General features: G+C 57.6%; 1 rRNA gene. It reads left to right on the plus strand.

What is annotated here, in order from left to right:
- The first annotated feature begins 56 nt into the window (after positions 1–56).
- Positions 57–3178 (plus strand): 23S ribosomal RNA (locus IO29_RS31180).
- Positions 3179–3199: the final 21 nt, after the last annotated feature.

Below are 3199 nucleotides of genomic sequence, written 5' to 3' on the forward strand. Positions count from 1 at the left end.
GGGTGATGGGTGGTTGGTCGTTGTTTGAGAACTGCACAGTGGACGCGAGCATCTGTGGCCAAGTTTTTAAGGGCGCACGGTGGATGCCTTGGCACCAGGAACCGATGAAGGACGTGGGAGGCCGCGATAGGCCCCGGGGAGTCGTCAACCAGGCTTTGATCCGGGGGTGTCCGAATGGGGAAACCCGGCAGTCGTCATGGGCTGTCACCCTTGCCTGAACACATAGGGCAAGTGGAGGGAACGCGGGGAAGTGAAACATCTCAGTACCCGCAGGAAGAGAAAACAACCGTGATTCCGGGAGTAGTGGCGAGCGAAACCGGATGAGGCCAAACCGTATGCGTGTGAGACCCGGCAGGGGTTGCGTGTGCGGGGTTGTGGGAGTGTGCTTGATCGGTCTGCCGGCCGGTCGGAGAGTCAGAAACCGTTGGTGTAGGCGAAGGACATGCGAAAGGTCCGGCGTAGAGGGTAAGACCCCCGTAGTCGAAACATCAGCGGCTCTCTTGCGTATTTCCCAAGTAGCACGGGGCCCGAGAAATCCCGTGTGAATCTGGCGGGACCACCCGCTAAGCCTAAATATTCCCTGGTGACCGATAGCGGATAGTACCGTGAGGGAATGGTGAAAAGTACCGCGGGAGCGGAGTGAAATAGTACCTGAAACCGTGTGCCTACAAGCCGTGGGAGCGTCGGACATCAGCTTGCTGGTGTCTCGTGACTGCGTGCCTTTTGAAGAATGAGCCTGCGAGTTTGCGGTGTGTTGCGAGGTTAACCCGGGTGGGGTAGCCGTAGCGAAAGCGAGTCCGAAGAGGGCGTTTGAGTAGCACGCTCAAGACCCGAAGCGGAGTGATCTAGCCATGGGCAGGTTGAAGCGGCTGTAAGAGGTCGTGGAGGACCGAACCCACCAGGGTTGAAAACCTGGGGGATGACCTGTGGTTAGGGGTGAAAGGCCAATCAAACTCCGTGATAGCTGGTTCTCCCCGAAATGCATTTAGGTGCAGCGTCGTGTGTTTCTTGCCGGAGGTAGAGCACTGGATAGGCGATGGGCCCTACCGGGTTACTGACCTTAGCCAAACTCCGAATGCCGGTAAGTGAGAGCGCGGCAGTGAGACTGTGGGGGATAAGCTCCATGGTCGAGAGGGAAACAGCCCAGAGCATCGACTAAGGCCCCTAAGCGTACGCTAAGTGGGAAAGGATGTGGAGTCGCAGAGACAACCAGGAGGTTGGCTTAGAAGCAGCCACCCTTGAAAGAGTGCGTAATAGCTCACTGGTCTAGTGATTCCGCGCCGACAATGTAGCGGGGCTCAAGCGTACCGCCGAAGTCGTGTCATTGCAGCATGAGGGCCAACGCCCGCTGTGATGGGTAGGGGAGCGTCGTCTGCCGGGTGAAGCAGCCGTGTAAGCGAGTTGTGGACGGTTGACGAGTGAGAATGCAGGCATGAGTAGCGATTCACACGTGGGAAACGTGTGCGCCGATTGACTAAGGGTTCCTGGGTCAAGCTGATCTGCCCAGGGTAAGTCGGGACCTAAGGCGAGGCCGACAGGCGTAGTCGATGGATAACCGGTTGATATTCCGGTACCCGCTGTGAAGCGTCAAACATCGAGCATCGTGATGCTAAGGCCGTGAAGCCGCCGGGTGCGTCTTCGGACAATCTCGGAGTGGTGGAGCCGCCGGCCCAAGCGGTTAGTAGGTGAGTGATGGGGTGACGCAGGAAGGTAGTCCATCCCGGGCGGTGGTTGTCCCGGGGTAAGGGTGTAGCCCGTCATCTAGGTAAATCCGGGTGGCTTGTGGGTGAGACCTGATGCCGAGCCGATTGTGGTGAAGTGGATGATCCTATGCTGTCGAGAAAAGCCTCTAGCGAGTTTTATGGCGGCCCGTACCCTAAACCGACTCAGGTGGTCTGGTAGAGAATACCGAGGCGTTCGGGTGAACTATGGTTAAGGAACTCGGCAAAATGCCCCCGTAACTTCGGGAGAAGGGGGGCCACGCCTGGTGAGAGGACTTGCTCCTTGAGCTGGGGGTGGCCGCAGAGACCAGCGAGAAGCGACTGTTTACTAAAAACACAGGTCCGTGCGAAGCCGTAAGGCGATGTATACGGACTGACGCCTGCCCGGTGCTGGAACGTTAAGGGGACCGGTTAGCTCACTTTCGGGTGGGCGAAGCTGAGAACTTAAGCGCCAGTAAACGGCGGTGGTAACTATAACCATCCTAAGGTAGCGAAATTCCTTGTCGGGTAAGTTCCGACCTGCACGAATGGCGTAACGACTTCTCGACTGTCTCAACCATAGGCCCGGTGAAATTGCACTACGAGTAAAGATGCTCGTTTCGCGCAGCAGGACGGAAAGACCCCGGGACCTTTACTACAGTTTGATATTGGTGTTCGGTTCGGCTTGTGTAGGATAGCTGGGAGACTGTGAGCATCGGACGCCAGTTCGGTGGGAGTCGTCGTTGAAATACCAGTCTGGTCGTGCTGGATGTCTAACCTGGGTCCGTGATCCGGATCAGGGACAGTGTCTGATGGGTAGTTTAACTGGGGCGGTTGCCTCCTAAAGGGTAACGGAGGCGCCCAAAGGTTCCCTCAGCCTGGTTGGTAATCAGGTGGTGAGTGTAAGTGCACAAGGGAGCTTGACTGTGAGACCGACGGGTCGAGCAGGGACGAAAGTCGGGACTAGTGATCCGGCGGTGGCTTGTGGAAGCGCCGTCGCTCAACGGATAAAAGGTACCCCGGGGATAACAGGCTGATCTTCCCCAAGAGTCCATATCGACGGGATGGTTTGGCACCTCGATGTCGGCTCGTCGCATCCTGGGGCTGGAGTCGGTCCCAAGGGTTGGGCTGTTCGCCCATTAAAGCGGTACGCGAGCTGGGTTTAGAACGTCGTGAGACAGTTCGGTCCCTATCCGCTGCGCGCGTAGGAGTCTTGAGAAGGGCTGTCCCTAGTACGAGAGGACCGGGACGGACGAACCTCTGGTGTGCCAGTTGTTCTGCCAAGGGCATGGCTGGTTGGCTACGTTCGGGAGGGATAACCGCTGAAAGCATCTAAGCGGGAAGCCTGCTTCGAGATGAGGGCTCCCACCCACTTGATGGGGTAAGGCTCCCAGTAGACGACTGGGTTGATAGGCCAGATATGGAAGCCGGGTGACCGGTGGAGTTGACTGGTACTAATAGGCCGAGGGCTTGTCCTCAGTTGCTCGCGTCCACTGTGT

The organism is Streptomyces sp. NRRL F-6676 (assembly GCF_000725625.1).
Classification (GTDB): domain Bacteria; phylum Actinomycetota; class Actinomycetes; order Streptomycetales; family Streptomycetaceae; genus Streptomyces.